Origin of the sequence: Streptomyces sp. NPDC058279 (assembly GCF_042881255.1) — a bacterium.
Taxonomy (GTDB): domain Bacteria; phylum Actinomycetota; class Actinomycetes; order Streptomycetales; family Streptomycetaceae; genus Streptomyces.
Map to the genome: position 1 here is coordinate 1 of NZ_JBHVYA010000005.1, position 20,827 is coordinate 20,827.

Genomic DNA, 20,827 nt, shown 5'->3' on the forward strand with positions numbered 1-20,827 from the left:
AGGGACGAGATCAGCAGACACGCCACAGATCCTGCCGATCCCACACCCAACTGCCAAGCCCCTCACCGGAATCTCATTCTGAAACGATCAGTTAGGGCGGTGTCCTTCGATATGGCCTACGACGATGACGGCATGTGCGCCGGCGGTGACTTCGACCTCGTATGGTCGGACATGATGAACGAGTGGCAGCTACAGCAGGTGCGCCTCGGCTACGCGACTGCAGCCATTCACGCACTGGTACGCGCTCTTCGACTATCCGACCAGGACATTGCGTCTGCGATTGACGTCGCTGAGTCTGATCTCGGATTGAGGGAGGCGTCGTTCCTGCACGGTCGGGCCCTTGGAGAGCACCTTGGCGCTCATCTCTCAGCGACCGGATGCCACCTCAACTCGGTATCGTCCGCCGTGCGCGCTGCTGTCGAGCTGCACAGGATGGCATCCCGCGGTAAGGCGAGGGTTCCCGAGCCCGTAGGTGATGACGACATGAATTCCTTGCCGGGCGCACGTGACGAAATCTGCGCCAGCCGAGAAGCCACGTCGACTCTGCTGCTCGGAGGGCAAGTGCTTCTCTCATCAGCGATGAAGATGGGGCGACTTCCGGTGCCGAATGAGGATAAGTACTTGCTCGACGGCATGTGGGTACAGAAGGCCAATGGGAAGCCGGTCTGGGTGGATTCCGAAATTCCTTATGCGGAATATTTGGCATTCCTACATCTTGAACACGGAGAACCTCCGGTGCGATAGCCCCGTCCGGCAGGCCGAGGTGGCTTCCGTGACAAGCAGAGAAGCCACCTCGGTTCGGCGGTGGAGGACCCCTACGTCATGTACCAGCCAGAGTCGCAGTCCCCATCGCCATGGTTATCGCCGGGCGGATTCTGAATGGCGGCGCCCAGGGGGATGCCGTATCGCGTGAGATAGACATCATCGCGGCCCAGGGCTGCGCGACGGCTGTTGATGAACGCCTCCAGCTCCTCGGACTTGGCGAAAAGCTCGGGCTCGGTTCTGCGCTGTTCGCGCCACTCGCCTACGGTATGGAATGAGCCAGAAATAGCACGAACTCTTGGGTGGGACAGGAAGGCCAGCCTCCTTGATCAGGTGTACGCAGTCTTCGCGACGCAGTCCCAGATCAAGTAGAGGGTAAGCGACCTCCTGGTTCGGTTCGGCCCTCCTCCTATTGGCCCGGTGGATCTCGTCGACAGATATGCCAATCCCGACAGTGGCTGGGGTTTCCGCTGTTGCGCCCTGCTCCCTGAGCCACTTGGAGATCACCTTGATCTTGAAGTCGGCCGTGCAATTACGACGCCCAGGGGCCCCATTAGCCATGCGGACGGGGATTGGTATGGAACGGGTCTCAGGTCTATGTAGACGCTGCCAGAGCGTCTCTGTGCGTCCATCGCGCCGCGTCTTCTCCAGAGTCTCCAAGGTCAGCCCGTGTTGCTGGGCAAAAGGTGATGCAATATCTCGGATATATTTCAGTGTCGTTGGGTTCTCGCTGTCGTCGCCGACGTTTGAGAAAACGAAGGTGGGGAAATTAATATGCCCCCCAGCTGCGAGAACAAGGAGTGCTGTGGACTGCACTCCGCCTCCATATGAGACAATTCTTATTGCCTTCCGTGGTTCACGTTCTCCCATCGGATCGGAGCTGTCTGCAACTGTCGATTCGGTCAATGTCCGCCCCTCCGTGGTCTTCGGCTATGCAACCAAACCCTACGTACGGGCAAGAAGTCAACGACTAGTTGTGGAGGAGCTCAAAAGTAGCTGCTAAAGCTTGCTATTGAGTGATGGTAGAGCGACGGCAGGAAGTGCAGGGGAATTGAGTAACGCTGCAGCGGTACCACCGCCGGCGGAGGCCGTAGGCGGATGGCGTGGCATCCGTCGCAGGTCCTCGAGTGAATGTGGAGATCCGAAGGCTCATCGGGAACGACGCGCGCCGAAAGAAAAAGGGGCCTTGCTGTCTCCGGCATCTTCCGGAAACAGCAAGGCCCCGTAACGGATCAGAGCTCTACAGATGGCACACGGCGCAGCCGGCCTCGTCGTCGTCCTCATCGTGGGCGTCAGCGAGTATTTCCAGCAACGGACGGTTCGGCTTCACGCGCTTGGCCGCGCGGTCGAGCGCGGCCTGGTGCTTGGCCTCGATCTCGTCCCGGCGCTCGATCAACTCGTGCAGGGACTCGCCCTGGGACCAGGTGTACTCCCGGCCCTGCATCGCGGTCCGCCGGTAGTTGACCTTCTCCTCGTACGCTATGGCCTTCTCGAACAGCTCAGGGTGACGGTCCTTGAGACCGACCCATTCGTGCTTGCGCTGGAAGAAGCAGAAGTAGCACCCGGATCGCGTGCGCCACTCGTAGTAGGCGGGCAGGCCGATACCAGCTTCGTCGAGAATCCGGTCGACGCCAGCACGGTCGATCCCGTCCTCGCGGAACGGGAAGACAGCGCTGATGTTCGGCTTGGTGCTGACGTAGCCGAGACGGTTCTCGTCTGCGCGGATCGCCACGTACGAGATCACCTCGTCGTCACCGACCCACTCTTCCAGGGGCTTGAGCTTCAGGTTCTTGGTGCACCAGCGCATCTGGGGGCTGGGAAGCGTGCCCTGGTAGACCTCGAGCCAGTGGTCGAAGTCGCGGGTCGCGTTGAGACGAACGATTGGCTTGCCGACGGCCGCTTCGAGGCGGTTGAGGTATTCGTAGGTCTCTGGCAGCTCGGCGCCGGTGTCGCAGAAGAAGTACTCCATCTCCGGCACTTGGTCGCGCATGTGGATCGCGAGAGCGGAGGAGTCCTTGCCTCCGGACAGGCCGAGGACGTGGCGCTTCTTCCCGCTGGAGCTGTCGGTGTCGGTCACAGCGTCTCCTTCATCTGGGGGGCCGCGGCGGTGTCCTGTGCGGCCAGGCGCTCGGCCAGGGCGGCGAGCAGGATGCGTGCGCCGTCGGGGCCCAGTGCTTCTTCAGCCTGCCTGATGACACTGACAACGAGTTCGTCGGCCACCTGACGGGACTGCTTGGGCACGTGGATCAGGGTGCGTTCTTCTGTTCCCTGGGGGGTGGTGAGCGTCAGCAGGTGGGTCTCGATCTGCCGGGACTCGGTCTCCTTCTCAGCGGAGTCGGACCGCGTGTGGGCTTCGTAGAGGTGGCTGACACGGTCGAGTGCGCGGGCCACCTCCTTGACCTGTCGAGGGAAGGAGGTGACGTCCTTGTCACTCCAGTCTCCCAGTGCCCTGTTGGCCAGGCGGATGATGATCGGGTCGAGCCAGTCCTCGTCCGGCAGGCTCTCGTTGAGGACCCGGGAGACGAAGCCCTGCAGGTTGAGTTCGAGCGGGGCATTGGCGAAGCCCAGGAGCCGATCGGTCAACCCGGTGCGGAGTCTGGTGAGTTCGGCGGGAAGACGGAACTCCCGTCCGATGGTGGCCACGACTTCCTGGCGCAGCGCGGCGCCGGCGCTGGTGAGATCGTCGAGTGCTGTGGTCAGGCTCGCGACGTATGCCTGGGCGGTCTCTTCGTCCCGGGGGGTGGTGGCCCCGATCGGCTCGAAGCCCAACGCCGCGGGCAGGGAGGTGAAGACCAGTTCGTCGGGGTCGGTGGCCTGGGAGAGGACGTCGCGGATCGCGAGTGCCTCAGTGCTCAGCCGGCGTGTCTTCTGGGCGTAGGGCTCCAGCACCATGACGCGCTCGAGCATGGCCCGTGTCACGCCGAGCAGTGCGGGGTTACGCGCAGCTCGGGAGCGAGGGGTGTCCACGTCGAGTGCCTTGGCCAGGCTGTTAACGACGAGGAGGCGCTGTCCGCGACCGGTCGGTGCGGCCTTGACCGTGAAGCGGTCCGGGTAGGGGACGTTGAGCCTCTCGACGATCTCCGGGGTCAGCCGCTGGCAGTAGTTGCCGTCCTCGAACAGGGCAATGTCCTGTGTCCGCAGGATGAGTGCGGTGACCACGAGGATCGGGACGACGCCGGCCTTGACGCCGTAGGGCGGCGCCATGAGCTGCTGGTAGATGTCGACGATCGGCGTAGCGTGCTTCGCACCGGTCAGTGCTTCCTCGAGGGCTTCCCAGGCTTTGGTGATGCTGGGGTTTTTCTCGGGGTTGGGGCGCGAGAGGCCGTGGGTGAGGATGCTGGTGGTGTCGGTGCCTGCGTCCGTTTCGCCCGCGGCCCGGTGCAGCCCCAGGTACTCCAGGACGCCGTGGTACATGGCCCGCTCGGGGGTGTACTTCGTCTTGTCGTATCCGAGCAAGGGGTTTCCCGACCGCTGCAGCATGGAGGTGAGCAGCTCGCGGCGGGCGCGGGCACCGTTGCTCGTGAGCTGGTGGCGCCCGACCATCTCGTTGCGGATGTGCGGGGTGTGGGGGTACACCCGGTCGCATGCCTGGGAGGCCAGGTTGGCGTAGCTGCGGGCCTCGATGGGTTCGCTTTCGTCGCCGAGGACTTCGGTTCCCTTGTGCCACAGGTACCAGCTGGATTGCGGGCTCAGGGGGTTGAACGCCTCGTCCAGCAGCGCGCCGATGGTCTGCGAGAGGTACGTGGCGCGTTCCTCAATCTCGCGGATGGCAACGTGGTCGATGGTGTCATCGTCGAGGAGCTCTTCGAGGGCGACGAGGTCGATGCCTGCCTGCAGAACAGCTTCAGGGTTCTTGGTCGTACCGATCAGCACCGGCAGCGGCGACTGCACCACGGGACGGGTCCCCAGCGGCCCGAGGTGATAGACGATCAGACCGTCGGCAGCGTCCTGGACGACCTGTGGCCCCGTGAGCTTCTCGCTCTTGTGGCTGACCGCGGTCGAGAAGTAGCGCAGCATGCCGGTGCGCTGGCTGTGTCCGCCGGCCACGACCGCCGCAGGCAGCACAGTCCCTAGGTGCTTGCTGAAATAGCCCATCACGTCTGCAGGGGCGATGCGGGTGGCCACCTCACGAACCCGCGCGTCGATGTCGACGTCAGTGCCCTGCCAGACGCGGTACTCGTCGCTGTAGGAGCGGTGCACGATGAAGCCGTCATCGACGAGTTTGCTCAGCTGCTTCTGAAGGGCCGTGAACCGCTCAGGGTCGGGCGCGTCAGCCGGGTCATTCAGCGCGAACTGAATCATGGGGGGAGTGGCCCGCAACAGGCCATCGGCATCGATGAGGTTGAGGATGCCGATTGCCTTCAGGACCTCCTGGTCCTCGGCAGGCAATCCGTGTGCCTCGTTAAGACGGTTGTCGACCTCGAGCCAGCGGCTGGCGTTCGCCGAAGCAAGGATGGTGGTACGACCGGACGCGAAGAAGTAGTCGTACAGCTGCGGCAGGCGAACCGTGCAAGCTCGCTCAGGGGTGTCAGATGACAGGGTGTCCAACGTGCGGCGGACCGTGTTGGGTTCGTCGCTGGCCAGGAAGCCAGTGAGGCTGCGGTCGTGCTGGCCGATCTGGGAGGCGAGCAGCGGTGCGGCAACAGCGGTGAGCGGGTGAAGCGGGTAGAGACCGGCGAACGTCTCCGCAGAGATGTCCACGACTGCGCTCAAGGCGTGGTGACCCCAGGAGTGTGCCGCGGCGTCGGCCTGCTTGCGGATGAGTTCCAGGCCCGGTTCTGCGACGCCCGTTAGGTCGAGGCGCCGGCGCATCAGATGGACGGCGTCACCGAGGTTCGGAGTAAACGTGATGTCTTCGAAGCGACCCTGGACCTTGGCCCACTCCTGGGTCTGGATGGCGCTGGAACGCGCTGCGTAGTCCGTGAACGCCAGATGCTGCAGCGTGAACATGAACAGACGCATGCCCGAGGGGCCAGCACCCTTTTCGGCAAGCTCCTGCAGCAGAAACACGTCGCTCTCGGCACTGCCCGAGTCGCCCTTGGCGGCGAGGTACTCGAGCGTCTTGCCGAACTCATCGATGATCAACAGAAGAGGGTGCCGTTCACACAAGATCGTGACGGCGTTGACGAGGCTTTCTTGGCTCGGCACCTCGCGCTCAGCACATGCCGCCAGAGCCTGGGCGATCTCCTTGGGAACCCGCTTCTTCCATTTGCGCTCGACTGCAGTCTGGAGAGCCCGGTGCACGGTGGCAGTGAGAGGCTCGCGTCGAGCGGTGGCGACGGCGCCGAGGAAGCCAGCCCCGTCGCTGAGTTCGTCACGTACACGGGCCAGCCGGGTGGCCTGCCCGGGCTTCGTAGCCCTCACCGCAGCCTCGGCCTCGGCACGGCGGGTTTCGTCGTGGCCGAGGAAGGCGTCGAAAAGGTTCGAGAGGGTGGACTTACCGGAGCCGTACGGACCGGTAAACGACCAGGCACGGGTTCGGCGGGGATCGGCCACGGCATTGGTGACACGATCAAGGACGTCGAGCGTGCGGACCCCTACGTAGGGGTCGTTGAGGTGCTTCTCCTGGACGTCACGTTCAAGATTGGTCGACCGCAGCTCAGAACCGACCAGGGTGATGCCAGCGGGGAGCTGAGCAGCGGCCGGCTGAGGACGCTGGATGGTCTTCGTCGCCATGGTTACGCGTTCTCCTCGATCAGGTCCAGCGCCTCGACCTGCTGGGGCTGCTTCTTGCGCGCTCGCTTGGGAGCGTTGCCGTCAAGGCCGGGGTACTTCTTGGTCCATTCCTGCGGGGTGGGGAATCCCTCGCGCTCCCGGACGCGTCCGTAGTGAGCGTCGAGGATGTCCCACGCGAGCGCCAGCGGAGCCTTGGAGAAGGCGAGGCTGCGCTGGCCGAGTGCCTCGATGATCTGCAGGTCCGGGTGGTCACTCACCAGAGACTCGATGGCCTTAGTCAGCTCCGGCTCCCGCATGCGGAAGGCCCGGCCCGGAGATCCCGGGTCCTGGGCGAGTCGGGCCAGGGAGACCGAGCCGGCGTTCGTCGAGAATCGCGCGGCGAAGTCCAGGCAGGCATAGGCCAGCACAGGTGCCGGCAGATTCGAGCGGGCCCCGTTGGTGAAGCGCCAGGTGCGCTCCCTGCCCTTGCCCTGGCCTTCCAGCAGGCCAAGTTCACGGAACGGTGACATGAGGAGATCTTCGAAGCTTCCAGGGGACAGCGGGTTGAACTCCTGATCCAGCGCATACATCTTGATCATGCATTCGACATCGCGCGAGATGGATTCTCCTGCGGGCCAGTCCTTTTCCTCGAAGTTCTCGTGGACGTGGCGCGTGATGACGCTGGTCATCTCCGCAGAGGTGACCCGGGAGCGAGGCGCCAGGTTGAAGATCACGTACCAGCTAGGCACCCAGCACTTCGCCTCAGAGCCGCTCGACAGCAGCCACCAGTGCAGCAGCCACAGGCTGCCCGTGTCCTCGAGGTAGGGGTCGGCTCCCTCCTCGTCGAGCAGCCACCGGGCCCGCCAGGTCGGGGATGCGACTAGAGCGCGGTAAGAGGGGTCCTCGTGAGGGTGCTCTTGGGTGAGCTTGAATGCCTTCGACCAGTGACGCATGGAATAGACCATGTTCTTACCGACACCGAGCAGGACCGGGGCGTCCTCGCGATGGAAGATCTCACTGTCGTGTTTGACCTGCATGTACGCCTTGTGCAGCCAGCCGAAACGCGGGGCAAACGTCTCGTGGCGCCCGAAGGAGAGTTCCACGGCTTCAGGAAGCCGGCTGTCTGACATGCGAGGGGCCTTTCAGTGACAAGAACGAGAGGGAGACGTCTATGAGGGGATAACGCCGGTTAGGGCTCGGCCGTCGCGGCCATGACCGACCGGACGTGCCGTACGGCGTTCACGGCCGCCGTGGCGGCCCGTTCGATATCGCGTTCGGTGGTGGCGTAGCCGAGAGAGAAGCGCACCGTGGAGTCTGCGTCGTCGCGGCTGTGCCCCATAGCGAGGAGCACATGGCTCGGGCTCGGCGCTCCTGATGAGCATGCACTCCCGTCGGATGCGGCCACGTGCGGCATTGCCGCAAGGACAGCGTCTGCTGGCAGACCAGGGAAGGTGATGCTGGTGACCCCAGGGAGGCGACGGGTCCGAGCTCCATTGATGCGGCACTCGGCGACCTCGGCGGTCAGCGCCGATTCGAGGGCGTCACGCAGGGCAGCGATTCTTTCTGCTTCATGTGCAAGCTGCTGTCGAGCAGCTCGCGCGGCTGCTCCGAGGCCTGTGATACCGGCCACATTCAGCGTGCCGGCACGCCATCCCCGCTCGTGCCCGCCACCGACGAGCAGTGGACGGTGCGGCAGCGGCGTCCCCCGACGGACGAAGAGAGCCCCGATACCTTGCGGTCCGCCGAATTTGTGGGCTGAGAGGGACAGCAGGTCGACATCGAGCTCGCGGAGATCCAAGGGGAGCCTTCCGACGTACTGCGTGGCGTCGGTATGGACCAGGGCGCCAGCCTCGTGCGCCGCCTTGCAGACAGGTGCCAGGTCCGTCAGCACTCCGGTCTCGTTGTTCGCGATCATCAGGGAGACGAGAGCCACGGGGCCATCGCGAAGTGCCGCGTCCAGAGGCTCAAGATCAACAACGCCGTCCCTGTCGACGGGCAGGACGAGCAGCGACTCGGGGTGCTCCGCCGTGATGGCGCGGGCGGTTTCGATCACGGCCAGATGTTCCGCGGCGGTGGTCACGAGCAAGCCGCCGCGCGCATAGCCGGTCCGCAGGGCCAGGTTGTTCGCCTCCGTCGCCCCCGAGGTGAAGATGATCTCGCCGGGCCTGCAATTAAGCAGGTCAGCGAGGTCTCGGCGGGCCGCATCGACTCGGCCCGCGGCCTCGCGTCCGGGGTGGTGCATGCTAGAGGCGTTGCCGACGCTTTGGAGTGCGCTGAGGGTCGCTTCAAGGGCCTCGGGTCGTAGGGGCGCGGTGGCGTTGTAGTCGAGGTAGACCACATCTGCATTTCGCAGGTCACCTGCCATGTTCTGCCCCCATTTGCTGCTGTGCGCTCCGGTCACTCCTGGTGGCTCTCCTCGGTCGGCTCTCATCTTCCACCAGGAGTGCACTGAGATCCTAACGAACGCCTGAGACAACCGGGACAGGCTCGCCACAACCGGCCTCCTGCGGCTCGGTCTCACCGCGCGCCGTCCTCAGGTCGCAGCGCGGGCCCGATCCGGTCCCTCTCCGCGCTCGTGCCCGGCCTGCGACGAGGCCGGCTGCCCGTGCGATCTCCGTCCGACTAGCACTCCTGGTGAATACGGGGCACCGGCCTCCGGGTTTCACCAGGAGTCGAATTCTGCCAGTCATCTGGGTGGGGGGCTGACAGGGTTAGCGCCGCACGGTATCGAACATACTTTCTATTATCTGGGTAGGTCGGGCTCGGGGCAAACGGTCAAGCGTCTTCGTGGCGTGATTTCGATCAGGCGGATGCCCGAAAGAGGTCTGCTGATATGCGGGACGTGAACCCGATTGTCAGTGGGCGGGCTTAAGGTGATCGCACGTTGTTGCGCTGGGGCTACTCATCGCTGGGGCGAGCTTGGCGTCGGCTGTATTGAGGTGGGGGCACTTCATGTTGATGGTTGGTCAGGTGTGTACGTCGCGCTGTACAGCGATGGCTGCCTTCGGGGTGGTGGCCCCTTGACGACGTGGTCGCCTGGTGTGGCCTTTCAAGCGGTCCTGGACGCTGCTCCGATGTCGTACATCCGCGAGCGGCTCGGCAAGGACCTGTGCGCCTTGTTGGACCTCATCGACGGAGGCGCGGCAGAAGATGAGCGACTCCGCGCTGTGGCGTCCGTGGCAATCGATGCCGAGTCGTTGGTCGCCGATGCGGCGGAACGGGAGGAGCTGTTCGCGCTGCTGTCGGCCGTGAAGCAGCGGGAGTTGGCGCTGAGGCTGGGCTCCGAGGAGGCCAGCACCGAGCCGCTCGTCTGCCTCAAGTCCCTGAAGTGGTCGCTCGACCAGCGTCGGGAGCTGCTGGAGTTCTTCGGGTTCACTATCGACCGGGCGCCGGCGGCGCAGCCGCTGTTTCGTCAGCACTGCGGGCCGGAGTACGCCCTTTTCCCGCATCAGCGCACTGCGGCGGCCCGGGTGAAGGAGCTTTTGTACGACGGCCCACGGCGGGTGGTCCTCCATCTGCCCACCGGGGTCGGCAAGACCCGCACCGGTATGAACCTGATCTGTGATCATCTGCGGCAGCATGAGCCGACACTCGTGGTGTGGCTGGCTCATGGGCAAGAGCTCCTCGAGCAGGCAGCTGCTGAATTCGAGCGGGCCTGGGGCAAGTTGGGTAACCGGCCGGTATCCGTGGTCCGAATGTGGGCTGATGCGCCGACCGACCTGGAGGGTGTGACGGATGGCGTGGTCATCCTCGGCCTGGAGAAGGCGGTCTCGGCAGCAAAGAGCAGGCCGGAGTTTCTGCGGCTTCTCGCTGCCCGCAGCAGCCTGACGGTGTTCGACGAGGCGCACCAGATCATCGCGCCCACCTTCCAGCGGGTCGTGGACGCACTGACCATCCGCCCGGACGCGAGCCTGCTGGGACTTACAGCCACACCAGGACGTACCTGGGCAGACGTTGCCCAGGATGAGCGACTGTCCGACTTCTTCTCGCGCCAGAAGGTCATGCTGAAGATCGAGGGCTACAGCAATCCGGTCACCGCCCTGATCGAGCAGGGCTATCTCTCCAAGCCGACCATGAAGACCGTGGCGTCCGAGGCCGGCCTGCACCTGTCGGTACAGGACCAGCGCCTGCTGGCTAACTCGTTCGACATCCCGGCTAGGATCATCGCCGAGCTCGCCCGGGACGAGCAGTGGAACCTTAAGGTCGTCCAGACCATCATGGATCTGCTGGAGCGAAAGCACCGCAGAATCCTGGTGTTTGCGGCGTCCGTCGACCACTGCCGCCTCATTGCGGCGGTGCTGTCTGCCGTGGGACTCGACGCCGAGTTCGTCACGGGTGAATCCTCGCCACGGCACCGCAACCAGGTCATCACCCGTTTCAAGAGCGCTGCACCCCGCCCAATGATCCTGTGCAACTACGGGGTCCTGACGACGGGCTTTGACGCGCCGGCGGCCAGCGCCGCAGTCATTGCCCGGCCGACCATGTCTCTGGTGCTCTACAGCCAGATGGTCGGCCGGGTCATCCGCGGCCCGAAGGCCGACGGAACCGCCACCTGCGAGATCGTCACCGTCGTCGACCCGGAGCTTCCCGGATTCGGAGACGTGGCCGAGGCATTCATCAACTGGGAAGACGTATGGGAGACCGCGTGACCAGCGAAGGCAACAACTTCCGGATCGTCAGCCCTTCGCTGACCGTGAAGGCCATGCGCGACAGTGGCTACAAGAGTACGGCGTACGCGCTCGCGGAGCTGATCGATAACAGCATCGACGCCAAGGCCACGCTCGTGGAGGTCTTCGCTTGCGAGAGTCCGGTGCAGGTTTCCTCCCGCACCAGCCACCGGGTCGAGACGATCGCCGTACTCGACAACGGCACCGGCATGGACACGGACGCGTTGCGCCGCGCCTTGAAGTACGGCGATGGGCTCGGTGATGACCGCAAACGCATCGGCCGTTTCGGCATGGGCTTGCCCAACTCCAGCATGTCGCAGTGCACCCGGCTCGAGGTGTGGTCCTGGACCAACGGCCCCGGCAACGCCATGTACAGCTACCTCGACCTCGCAGAGATCAACGACGGCCTCGATGACGTGCCGGCACCGAAACATGACCCCCTGCCGGACTACTGGCGTGACCTCAGCGAAGGGCTCGGAAACACGGGCACCCTCGTCGTCTGGTCTGATCTCGACCGGGTCAACTGGCATGGTGCTGCGGCAACGCTCAAGAACACCACGGAACTGATCGGTCGCGTCTACCGGCACTACCTGACTGCCGACAAGGCCGCCATCAAGATGGCGCCGGTCCGCGACGGCAAGGTGGTCGGCACCGCCAACTACGTCATGGCAAATGACCCGCTGTATCTGACCGAATCCTCTGGGACGCCGGCGCCGTTTGTTGACAAGCCGATGTTCGAACCGTTCGACATGGGCAACGAGGACGAGCCCGGAGTCGCGCACTTCCCGATCACCGTCAAGGGCAAGCAGCACCTCGTCACGGTTCGGGCATCCATCGCCCGGCCCGAAGCCCGGCGCGCAGACATCGAGGGCCACCCGTGGCCTGAGAACGCGAATCCCAACCAAGAAGCCGGTAACCACCCCTGGGGCAAGCACGCCGGACGCAACATCGGAATTTCCCTGGTTCGCCAGGGCCGTGAACTCGACCTGGACTCCTCCTGGGCCATCGGATATGACCCTGTGGAGCGCTGGTGGGGCGTTGAGGTGGACTTCCCGCCAGCACTCGATGACGTGTTCGGTGTCACGAACAACAAGCAGAGCGCTACAACGTTCACGTCTCTCGCTCACCTGAAGGACAAGATTAAGGCGGAGTCGGAGGACGGAGAGAGCTTCAAAGCATTCAAGGACCGACTTGCAGACCTTGGTGACCCGCGAGTGGACCTGCTCGAGCTTGCCAACTACCTGGAGGGCAAGCTGCTGCCCAGTATCCGTAGGCAGCTGAGGCAGCAGACCATCGGGAACCGCAAGAGCAAGAAGCGCCATGACGTCGAAGTCACATCGAAGGCAACCGATGCGGTTAAGCGCCGGAGCGAGGAGGGGTACACCGGCAAGACTGATGACCTCGCGGAGGGTGCGAGTACCGAGGACAAGCGACAGGAACAAGTTGGTGTCTTGACCGGGCGCCACCATCTCGATGAGGACACTGCGCAGTCCATGGTGGACGAGGCCTTGGAGAAGGACTGGCGCGTTCGCTGGATCTCCAGTTACCAGGATTCACACGCCTTCTTCAGCATCGACCTCATGGCCGGCATGCTGCAGGTGATCTTCAACGAGAAGCATCCCCTGCACAGCGAGCTGATGGCTGTCCTCGAGGATGTCCCCGAGGACGCCAACACCGACGAACTCCGATACCGCCTCGGCCGCGCGGCCGACACGTTCAAGCTGCTTCTTTTCTCATGGGCACGCATGGAGGACGAGATCCCCAGCGACAAGCAGCGCGAGAAGATCGCGGATGCGCGGCAGGACTGGGGCCGCTACGCCCGCGACTTCGTCGACGGCGAAGGCGACAGGGAGTGAATGCACCCGACCACGTGTGGCAGCAGATCGATGGACTGCTACGGCATTCCTCCCGGAACGTGACCCTCATCGCGCCGTTCATCAAGAAGCCGATCTTCGAGGCGGCTGTCGCAGCCGTGCCCAGATCCGTGGAGCGTATCCGCTGCGTTACGCGGTGGACTCCTGCGGAGGTCGCCGCCGGGGTTTCCGACCCGGAGATCATGGAAGTGACACAGAGCGATAAACGCATCCAGGTACATCTCTGCCCTCCGCTGCACGCCAAGATCTACCTCGCTGACGACCGCTGTCTGGTCGGCTCCGCAAACCTGACGGGCAAGGCCACTGGTCGCGTCCCGCACAGCAACTTCGAGCTACTGGTCGAGGCCCCCGCGGCTCACCCTGAGGTCCAGCGCGTCTTGGACCAAGTGGAAGCCGCCTCCAGTGAGGCAACACCACAACAGGCAGCCCTCATCCGTAAACAGGCTGAACTCCTCAAGGCAGAGGCAGGTCCTCCGCAAACGGAAGGCCCGGAGGGGACGTCACTTTGGTACCCGGCCACTCGGCGACCAGAGAACCTTTTCGCCCTCTACAGCGGGCGCGGAACGTTTGCGTCCGCTGTAGAGGCCGGCATCGTGCGGGATCTCGCCCTGCTTAATGTTCCAGCCGGACTGGATGAGGATGAGTTCAACGCTTCTGTGCGGACTCGGTTGCATGCCATACCAGAACTACGGAAGCTGCAGGAGGGCGAGGGCCTTAGCAACGTAGAGCTGGAGGCAGCCATTGCGCAGCACTCGGGTGTGAACGACGCTTTGGCCCGCCGGAGAACGGAGAACATCGCGGCCTGGCTCCAACACTTCGACAGGTACTACACCGAGGTGGGGTCCTGGAAACTGCGCCGTGGTCGCGAGCTGGGTTGATGCTCCACGGGTTGTGGCTGGTTGAGGTAGCGGCCAGCCAGCCCGGAAGCCCTAGGATCGCGCCGCATCTGCTGTCGTTTTGGCAGCCGATGGCTTCTCGAAGAACAGGTTGTTCCAAACCACGCCGTCGCGCCCGAGGGCGTCGTCCTGCTGGCTCTGGTGGATTAGACGGAGCCCCCGGCCGGATACCAGAGAAATCGTCTCAGCTGCGGACACGGTGTACATGACGCGGTCGGCCGGCACCGGTCCGCCGCGTAGAACCATCCCCAGTCGGCCGCCGTCCTCCAGCAACTCATCGATGCGGATCAGGGCACTGTGGCGCTGATCCTCGTTAAGGAACATCCACACCGCCGTCAGCATCACCAGCTGAAAGCGCTCGTTCTGTCGACCGAGGTTCCTTAGTTCGGGCAATGCGTCATCCACCCAGTCAATAGTGTGACCGGCGTGGACGCGCTGTCCTACGGACCGTAGGTCTTCGGCAGGTTCTACCGCGACCACTGTGTGCCCAAGGAGCGACATTGCAGCTGCGTCCCTGCCCGTACCGGCACCGATGTCCAAGACCCTGACCGGCTCAGTCGGAAATAGGTGGAGCACCTGGCGGTGTACTTCATCGAAGGTGACCCGCTCGTACAGCGAGGCCGGAACGCTGGCCTCGCCGCACGGTGCGCGGAGCCTCGCTTCGCTTCTTCCAGTACCGTCGTGCATTTGAATCCCCCCTTCGGTGGCGTCGGCATCGCGTGGTCGAGTTACAGCCGCATGAGGGCCGCGATCGTGTGCCCCAGATGGCCTGGCAGCGACGCGGCGCTCTTGAGTTTGTTGTAGGGACACGTACCGAAGCGCTCCGCGTCTTCACACCTTCCACTTCGGCGGTCGGCCTCGCCTTGGAGCGTCAGAGGATCAGGGAGAGCCCGACCGTAGACGTGGAGGACTTTGCCGCGTAGGGCCAGGAAGAGCAACAACGTCTCAGGCTGACAACGGCTCTGTCTCTCAGCGGTCCGGGCGGCCGGGGCCGAGAGACCCTGGGTCAGTTGGCCTTTCCGATGACGCTGCGGGCGGCGAGGCGGAAGTCCTTGACTGCTTGGTAGAGGGTTCGCTCTCGTTCGGCGGCAAGGGCGGTGTCTTCTGCCTTGTGGGTGGTGTCTCCCGCGTGGGCGTTCTCGGCCATCCGTCGCATGACGTGCGAGAGATCGCTGGAGGCGTTGGTCACGCGTTCCGCGACTTCCGCGAGGGGTGCCGGCCCTTCGAGGATGACGACTTCGCAGGCGCGGTGAACCTCGCGGGCCAGGGCGATAAAGCGGCCTATCTTCTCGTCGATGTCGGGGAGGTCGGGTTGGTCTGAACGCAGCGCATCGAGAACGGCGTCCATGGCGATGTCGCGATCATGGAGAGCGCTGAGGTAGCCGGCGTAGGCGTCGCGGCGATGCTGGCGGCTCCATTGGGCGTGCTGGGACCGTGCCTGAGCACGGCCGTTGACGAATGCGGCCCCGAGGGTGGTGGCGGAACCGACGGCGGCGCCCAGCAGTGCGGCGAGTCCTGAGTCCATGGGCCCCAGTCTGCCGTTCTTGTTGTTCGTCGGTTTATGCGTGCCGTTGACTGACCCGCAGTGAGCGCGGATCGACCGGTTGGGGCGGTCGTTGGCCTGATCAACGTCAGCCGCAGGACGCCGTGACGCTGCACTTGTGTGCCTCAGGCGTCAAGGGCTGCCGTGACGCCGTGACGCTTCCGGGATCCGCTCGTGTCAGCCTGCGGCGCGGTAAAATTTGGATCCCACTACACCGCCGTATCGATCGATCTCGTATGGCGCCGCGCCGGCAGACGTCTGTCGATCCTGTCCCGTCGTGCCGTCCAGGACGATTGGCTCGTCGCCCACTTCCCCGTACACGGCACCGTGCCAGAATCCGTTGACCTTCGGCACCTTCCGTCCGGAACCGTCGGGCAAGGCCCACCGCTTCTGAACCGAAGCGGCGTCGAAGACCGTGATCCCGCGGTCTGCCGTCCCGTACCCGTACTTGGAGCACAGGACCAGGGACTGGGCGTCGTGGCGGCACCGCCAGCCCGCGCCATCGAGAGACACTCGCTGCTCACCGCTGACGGCATCCACGATGAGCGTCTTGTCTTTGAGGGTTGCGCTCAGCAGCCGGGGCGCGGCTGCGGCCGGCTGCCGCGCCTCCGCCACGGTCCATCGTTGTTCACCCGTGGCCGCGGCAAGGCCCAGCAGCTTGCCCGCGCCGAATCCCGTCTTCTCGCCGCCGGCAACGACGTCGTCGGCCAAGGTCACTGCACGGAAGTCGGGCTTCTTCCAGCGGACGGTGCCCGCAGAGGGTTCAACGGCGTACGTGGTGTCAGCCGCGGTGACGAGCGCTGTGCCGGCGTCGACTCCGATGACCTGTGGTGCGAGGATCTCGTCGGCCCCGATGGATGTGGCGGCGAGCCCGCGGGAGCTGGGAGCGGCCGCGATCTCGGCCGACCATGCCGTCTTGCCGGTGGCCGTCTCGACGGCCAGCACCTCGATCACGGCTCGGTCCGGCGTTGTCCCTTGGCCCTTCACATCCCTGTTCCAGGCGGCGTACACGGTCTTACCGTCAACCGAGACGAGGGGAGCGGCACGATTACTTCCGAATCCGCCCTTCTCCGCGGCGTACTTCGTGGTCACGTCCCACCGCGGCGCACCGGTCTCGGTGTCGATTGCCTCCAGTCCCTCCTCGGCGGTGATGTAGGCAACCCCATCGGCAAGCGTGACCGCGGGCCGTGCCGCACCCCCGCTCGTCGTACTCGGCTGGCTGGCATTCGGCAATTCGACCGTAGGCCCGTCGAAGCGCACGGGTGGGTCGAACGTCGGACGGCTTGGCTTCCCGGAAGTCGCGTGGGACGGTTCCGCGGACTTGCCGGACGACTTCGCATCCGATGAGCCGCTGTCTCCACAGGCGACCAACGCCGTTGCCGCCAGCGTCACTCCCGCCGCAGCAGCGGCCCATCGTCGCGTCCTGCCTGTCCGGCCCATCGCTCCCCCTTCTCGTGCTCTTCGTGATCACGACGACCATAACGGTTGGGCTCCCTGGAGACCGGCAAGTTCTCCCTGGAAGCGCGAGCGGTGCACCGGGTCGATTTGGCCCCAGTACGAGGCGGCCCGGGGCTAGCAGCAGCCCCACAATGAGGTGATGTGGTTGGGCCTGGTGGCCGCGTCCATGACGGGAGTTGAGCGTTCAGCCGAGTGTGGGGGCGTCGCCGTGGATCGTGCCAGATGAGTTGTGGGACCGCCTGGAGCCGCTGCTGCCGCAGCGGCCTCGGCGGTTCAGGTGTCCGGGGGCGGAAGCCGTTGCCGGACCGGGAGGTGCTGTGCGGGGTCCTGTACGATCTGCACACCGGCATCCAATGGGGACACCTCCCGCGGGACCTCGGGTTCGGTCCCGGGTCCACAGCCGAACGGGTTCGCGTCACCGGCATCCGCTGGAGCATCGAGCAGTGCTTCCAGGCCGCGAAACCGCTATCAGGTCCGCAACTGGACCTCGTGGCACCGGCACATCACGCTTGCCATGCTCGCCCTGGTCTTCCTGACCGCCGTCGCCGGCGACTCGACCCCCGACCGGCCCGCCGATCCGCACCACCCGGCCCGCAGCTGTGACCCGACGCGTTGACCGTCCCGGAGGTCCGCCGACCACTCGCCGCGGTGTTCATCCCACCGCTCACATCCGCGGCCAGGCTGCTGCACTGGCCCATCTGGCGCAGACGCCACCAGACAACAGCCCGTCTCAGCAACTACCAACGCTGGAGTACTAGATGATGTCCTTGCTGAGGACGGTGGCGACGACGCTTGCCTCGTGTGCCACATCTGATCTGACCGAACCTGCTGACCGAAAGAGGACTACGGGGTGCCTACGCAGGCCAAGGAAATATTCGAGGCGCAGAGCAAGAGTCTCCGCGAGCTGCTGTCTGACAACGGCCTGGGCCTCTACCTACCGCCCTACCAGCGTCCGTACGGCTGGGGCAAGGACAAGGTCGAGAAGTTGCTCGACGACACACTGCATGGCCTCAAGAATCTAGGTGAGGCGCCAGACAGCTTCACCTTCTTGGGGACCGTCATCACCATCCATGACGTCAACCACGTCACGGTGAGGCCAATCGTCAAGCCCGAGGTCCCGTCCAAGGTTCTTACCGTGATCGATGGGCAGCAGCGTTTGTCGAGCCTTCTCATCCTGCTGGTCGGCCTGCACAACCTCACTCGTCAGCAGGCCTGGAAGGTCTTCAAGGGCAAGGAGCCGGATCCGGCCGATAGTGCTCGGACTCACCTCTACTCGGAAACGATCAACATCCTGCAGATGCTTGGGGCGGCGTTCTACGAGCGAAAGAACTTCGGAACTACGCCGATCTACCCGCGCCTCATTCGAGCCTTCCATGATCAGTGGGCCAAGGATGAGAAGCTCAAGAAGTATGAGTCGCCGATCGCCAACCTTATCTACACGTACTCGGTGCTAGCCGACAGCGAGCCGGCATCCTCCAAGCCGACGGACTTCAAACCGAAGGCGCGACCGGATGCGGGCGACGGCGAAGGCGATCTCATCAAGAGGTTCAGTGAGATCCGTACGGCGTTGACCAAGCTGGCGCAGCGAAAGGCTATCGAGGAGCTGGAGGATCTGCCGTCGCTAGCAACCCTTGCAACTGGCATCGAGTTCCAGCGTGCGCTCTTCAACCACGAACTCGACCCCGAGCTCTGCACTTGGCTGGAGCAGTTGCAAGACGAGCCCGAGGCTGAGCTGATGCGACTCGTCATGTTTGCCGCCTATGGCTTGAACCGCATCGCTCTGACGGTCGTGCAAGGCAAGGACGAGGACTACGCCTTCACGATCTTCGAGTCGTTGAACACCACGGGCGAGCCTCTGACCGCCTTCGAGACCTTCCTCCCTCGGGTGGTCATGGCAGAGAAGATTCAGGACTACCAGGACTCGGACGCATACACGTACATGAAGGGGGTTCAGGGCTACCTCGACCATTTCGACGTCGGAGACAAACTTCAGAACGCAACCCGAGACCTGCTGGTTACTTTCGCGTTGGCAGAGACTGGGAAGAAGCTCTCCAAGCGCCTTCCGGATCAGCGGGTCTACATGCGCGATACCTTTGAGCGCTACAAAGACTCGGCCGATGATCGGAGCGCGTACTTGCGCCACCTAAGCGACACGGCGGCCTTTGTCGGGAAGACGTGGGAGCCCGCGGCCAACTCTCCTCGCACGCTATTCGGCCTAGAAGCGACCGCCATGACGGACACCGTGAAGTTGTGTCTGGCCTTCCTTAATTCGCTCAATCACAGCATTGCCATCGCGCCGCTCGTGCGCTTCTACTCCGAGGCTGTCCACGCGGACGAAGGGGAGGCGAGGAGCAAGCGTATCGATGAGTTCGAGAAGGCGATCAAGGCAATCACTGCTTTCACGGTCTTCTGGCGAGCAACCCGCCGCGGCACGGGCAACATCGACAGCCAGTACCGGGCGGTCATGGCCGGGGACTCGCTCACGGGCATTGGACCGCTCGCTCGGCAGTGGGCAGTGACCGATGCGTCGAAGCCTGATCCGATCGTCGACGCTGAGGCGCTGAAGAAGGAACTTGCGGCGCGTTTGTCGCACCCCAAGCACGGTGACGTACCAAACTTGCCATCGTTCCTGGCATCGGCTTCCGCGCTGCCGCTCTACTCAATTAGCCGCCCGCTGACGCGTTTCCTTCTTCTGGCTGCATATCACGACACACTTGAAGATCAGGAGAATCCGGGACTGATCATCCAAGGTAAGGCGGGGGTCGCCTCGTGTTTCACCGCAGACGGTTGGGCGGACGAGACACACCTCACGATCGAACACATCGCGCCACAGCAGGCCACGGGTGGGTGGGATCAGGATTTCTACAGCCAGAAGGAAACTGTCCACAAGCTGGGCAATCTGGTCCTGGCACCAGGCGCTGCCAACACGTCCCTCAGCTCGCGGCCTTGGACCGAGAAGAGGGTCCTGTATGCGGCACTCGGTGCCCCGACGGCCGACGACTCCAAGTCGATCCTCAACGGCTCTGGCTTGACTTTCGCGCAGACGACTGAAGATCTAGCGGCCATGTCGCGCTACCTCCCGCACCTGCGAGCACTGGGGCAGCGTGAGGACGAGTGGGATCCGATGTTCATGGATCAGCGTGCTGAAGTCCTCCTACGTCTGGCCTACACACGGCTCAAGGGCTGGCTCGGCCTGGAGCTGTCTGACTCTAGCGGTGATCCGGTGGTCAAGGTCGAGGATCTGGAGATCGAGAATGATGAGCTCGACGAGAGCGAGGATGCAGGGGGAGGGGTCGGAACGGCGTAACGCCGCAGACCAGTTGGGCGGCGGGCGGCCGCGCTCAGGTCGGCCAGGAGCACTTCATGCAGCCGCTGCCACACGCCGGCCTCGTTCCAGTCCCGGAGCCGACGCCAGCAGGTTGTGCCCGAGCCGAACCTGAGGTCCCGCGGGAGGTGTCCCCCCACTGGATGCCGGTGGGGAGGACGTACAGGACCCCGCACAGCACCTCCCGGTCCGGCAACGGCTTCCGCCCCGGATGCCTGAACCGCCGAGGCCGCTGCGGCAGCAGCGGCTTCAGGCGGTCTCACAACTCATCTGGCCCGATCGACGACGGACGCCCCCACACCCGGCTGAACGCTGAGCTCCCGTGATGGTCACGGCCACCAGGCCCAACCACACCACCTCATTGTGTTAAGGCACGACCCCCGGTTTCTTCGCGGCGCCCGAAGGCATGGAGGCGCGAGCCCGGGAGCAGGTGCACGCGTACACCGGCACCCTCGCAGGCGTGCTGGGCATCACCGCGGGAGTCGCGGCCAAGGCGCAGGCCAGCCGACTCGCGTTCTGATCACCGGGTGCGCGGCCCGAGTATGCGGCACTGCACTCACCCGGTAGTGCTCTTGCGCCATTCGTCCAGGACCTGGGTCGCGTCGCCGTAGGCTCGGGCGCGCTCCCAAAGTTGGTGCCGGTCGGTG

The 20,827-nt window shown here is 64.3% G+C and carries 13 protein-coding genes and 2 pseudogenes; 7 read left to right on the forward strand and 8 right to left on the reverse strand.

Annotation, left to right across the window (positions count from 1 at the left end):
* Positions 1–744 (forward strand): hypothetical protein (locus ACFVXJ_RS11920; RefSeq protein WP_389661581.1); only part of this gene is annotated, 744 nt, incomplete at its 5' end.
* 110 nt (positions 745–854) lie between these two features.
* The gene (locus ACFVXJ_RS11925) at positions 855–1,040 is read left to right on the forward strand and encodes a hypothetical protein (protein ID WP_389661582.1); all 186 of its coding nucleotides are present in this window, start codon (positions 855–857) and stop codon (positions 1,038–1,040) included.
* Between the two features lie 962 nt (positions 1,041–2,002).
* Here ACFVXJ_RS11925 and ACFVXJ_RS11930 read toward each other — a convergent pair.
* The 4 genes from ACFVXJ_RS11930 to ACFVXJ_RS11945 form a co-directional block, all read right to left on the reverse strand.
* The gene (locus tag ACFVXJ_RS11930) at positions 2,003–2,839 is read right to left on the reverse strand and encodes a phosphoadenosine phosphosulfate reductase family protein (RefSeq protein WP_389661583.1); all 837 of its coding nucleotides are present in this window, start codon (positions 2,837–2,839) and stop codon (positions 2,003–2,005) included.
* On the reverse strand, positions 2,836–6,438 hold the full coding sequence (locus ACFVXJ_RS11935) for an ATP-binding protein (RefSeq protein ID WP_389661584.1): 3,603 nt from the start codon (positions 6,436–6,438) through the stop codon (positions 2,836–2,838). The genes ACFVXJ_RS11930 and ACFVXJ_RS11935 overlap by 4 nt, the downstream gene beginning before the upstream one ends.
* A 2-nt stretch (positions 6,439–6,440) precedes the next feature.
* Positions 6,441–7,520 (reverse strand): DUF4007 family protein, encoded by a 1,080-nt coding sequence (locus ACFVXJ_RS11940; protein ID WP_389661585.1) that lies wholly within the window; start codon positions 7,518–7,520, stop codon positions 6,441–6,443.
* Between the two features lie 86 nt (positions 7,521–7,606).
* A complete protein-coding gene (locus tag ACFVXJ_RS11945; RefSeq protein ID WP_389661586.1) occupies positions 7,607–8,818 on the reverse strand; it encodes a cysteine desulfurase family protein in 1,212 nt (403 codons plus the stop codon).
* 673 nt (positions 8,819–9,491) lie between these two features.
* On the opposite strand from ACFVXJ_RS11945, the gene ACFVXJ_RS11950 reads away from it, so the two are divergent.
* From ACFVXJ_RS11950 to ACFVXJ_RS11960, 3 genes are read left to right on the forward strand one after another with little or no spacing between them, the layout of a single operon-like run.
* Positions 9,492–11,066 (forward strand): DEAD/DEAH box helicase, encoded by a 1,575-nt coding sequence (locus ACFVXJ_RS11950; protein ID WP_389661587.1) that lies wholly within the window; start codon positions 9,492–9,494, stop codon positions 11,064–11,066.
* Complete coding sequence (locus ACFVXJ_RS11955; RefSeq protein ID WP_389661588.1) at positions 11,063–12,940, forward strand: ATP-binding protein; 1,878 nt, start codon at positions 11,063–11,065, stop codon at positions 12,938–12,940. The genes ACFVXJ_RS11950 and ACFVXJ_RS11955 overlap by 4 nt, the downstream gene beginning before the upstream one ends.
* Positions 12,937–13,836, forward strand: coding sequence for a phospholipase D family protein (locus tag ACFVXJ_RS11960; protein WP_389661589.1), 900 nt, complete (start codon positions 12,937–12,939; stop codon positions 13,834–13,836). The genes ACFVXJ_RS11955 and ACFVXJ_RS11960 overlap by 4 nt, the downstream gene beginning before the upstream one ends.
* Before the next feature lie 51 nt (positions 13,837–13,887).
* Here ACFVXJ_RS11960 and ACFVXJ_RS11965 read toward each other — a convergent pair whose 3' ends face one another.
* The 3 genes from ACFVXJ_RS11965 to ACFVXJ_RS11975 form a co-directional block, all read right to left on the reverse strand.
* A complete protein-coding gene (locus ACFVXJ_RS11965; protein WP_389661590.1) occupies positions 13,888–14,541 on the reverse strand; it encodes a class I SAM-dependent methyltransferase in 654 nt (217 codons plus the stop codon).
* Positions 14,542–14,860: 319 nt separating this feature from the next.
* Complete coding sequence (locus tag ACFVXJ_RS11970; RefSeq protein WP_389661591.1) at positions 14,861–15,379, reverse strand: proline dehydrogenase; 519 nt, start codon at positions 15,377–15,379, stop codon at positions 14,861–14,863.
* Between the two features lie 195 nt (positions 15,380–15,574).
* The gene (locus tag ACFVXJ_RS11975) at positions 15,575–16,657 is read right to left on the reverse strand and encodes a PQQ-binding-like beta-propeller repeat protein (RefSeq protein ID WP_389661592.1); all 1,083 of its coding nucleotides are present in this window, start codon (positions 16,655–16,657) and stop codon (positions 15,575–15,577) included.
* A 374-nt stretch (positions 16,658–17,031) separates the two neighbouring features.
* Here ACFVXJ_RS11975 and ACFVXJ_RS11980 point away from each other — a divergent pair.
* Both ACFVXJ_RS11980 and ACFVXJ_RS11985 read left to right on the forward strand, forming a co-directional pair.
* Positions 17,032–17,248 (forward strand): annotated as a pseudogene (locus ACFVXJ_RS11980) (transposase); the annotation flags it as partial.
* Between the two features lie 457 nt (positions 17,249–17,705).
* Positions 17,706–20,162 (forward strand): DUF262 domain-containing protein, encoded by a 2,457-nt coding sequence (locus tag ACFVXJ_RS11985; protein WP_389661593.1) that lies wholly within the window; start codon positions 17,706–17,708, stop codon positions 20,160–20,162.
* Positions 20,163–20,188: 26 nt separating this feature from the next.
* Here ACFVXJ_RS11985 and ACFVXJ_RS11990 read toward each other — a convergent pair.
* Positions 20,189–20,479 (reverse strand): annotated as a pseudogene (locus tag ACFVXJ_RS11990) (transposase); the annotation flags it as partial.
* Positions 20,480–20,827 lie beyond the last annotated feature (348 nt).